The organism is Ensifer sp. Root954, assembly GCF_001429005.1.
In the GTDB taxonomy this organism is placed as follows: Bacteria; Pseudomonadota; Alphaproteobacteria; order Rhizobiales; family Rhizobiaceae; genus Ensifer; species Ensifer adhaerens.
Map to the genome: position 1 here is coordinate 1 of NZ_LMJM01000013.1, position 258 is coordinate 258.

Below are 258 nucleotides of genomic sequence, written 5' to 3' on the forward strand. Positions count from 1 at the left end.
TTTCAAATCGGGCAGGCTCACCACCCAAGGCTCGTCCCCCACATCAAAGAAAGCCGTCGTATAAAGGGTATCGGCGTTCGGCGCCGTCACGTCCCGAAACTTCGCGTCTGGATACTGGCGCAGCTTGATCAGATGCCCCATGGGGCCACGGGTTCCCTCGGGCTCCGCGACGTTGGTAATCACGCGCCGGGTCATTTCCATCGTCACGAGGGGGTAGGCGTAAATGTAGGCTTCGACTGCGAGCGCGAACTCATCGAG

Annotated in this window: 1 protein-coding gene; it reads right to left on the minus strand. The window is 60.1% G+C overall.

Annotation, left to right across the window (positions count from 1 at the left end):
• The coding region (locus ASE71_RS07050) for a DUF1254 domain-containing protein (RefSeq protein ID WP_156411752.1) at positions 1-258 on the minus strand (258 nt) is incomplete at both ends.